The following is a 636-nucleotide window of genomic DNA, read 5'->3' as shown; positions in this document are numbered from 1 at the left end:
ACACTTCGAAAGCAAGAAGAAAGAGCCCGAGCGCGGTGCCTTGTGTCGTGATGACGTGCTCGGCTGGAACGCCGCAGTCTTCTGCAATGGCTTCGCGCAGCGCCAACGACCCCGCGGAGGTTCCATAGCCGAGCTTCAGGTCGCGGATACGGTCGAGACCCGCCAGGTCCAGCAATTCGCCGACCGTCAAGTCTTGCGACGTGCTCTCCGCGAGATTGAGCGGCCGGTTTACGTCGAGCAGAGAAATGATCTCGTTGCGAGGAAATCTTCCGCGCCACGCCGGGGACTTTGCTTCGTTGAAGTCAGGACGTTGTCTTTCATCGGAGTTCTGTTGGAGATCGTTCATGCTTGTGCCTTGCATTTGCCGTGAGTCATTCGCCAGACGATCCGCTGCGAGCCGCTGAATGTCTCAGCCGTGCGGAGGGCGTTGCTGCGGTACCGCATCCCGGTTCGTTCGGATGCGATCGCAATGCATGCATCGTAGCGCCTCCGGGTCGACCATAACAGTCACAGTTTTCCGCAGAATGGACCATCACAGTTTCCCTTGGCGGGCCGGGCTGTCGCGTCGATAATCGGGGATTACTCCGTTACGAGCGCTTCGATGGACACGCCCACTCCGTACCGTTATGAGCAACT

The 636-nt window shown here is 59.0% G+C and carries 1 pseudogene; it reads right to left on the bottom strand.

From position 1 onward, the window contains the following. Window positions 1-346: pseudogene (locus AWB68_RS45895) on the bottom strand (pyridoxal phosphate-dependent aminotransferase); the annotation flags it as partial. Between the last annotated feature and the right edge of the window lie 290 nt (window positions 347-636).

Source organism: Caballeronia choica (assembly GCF_001544535.1).
GTDB classification, from domain to species: domain Bacteria; phylum Pseudomonadota; class Gammaproteobacteria; order Burkholderiales; family Burkholderiaceae; genus Caballeronia; species Caballeronia choica.
The sequence above is the reverse complement of the archived record's forward strand: the minus strand, read 5'-3'. Positions and strand labels throughout refer to the sequence as shown.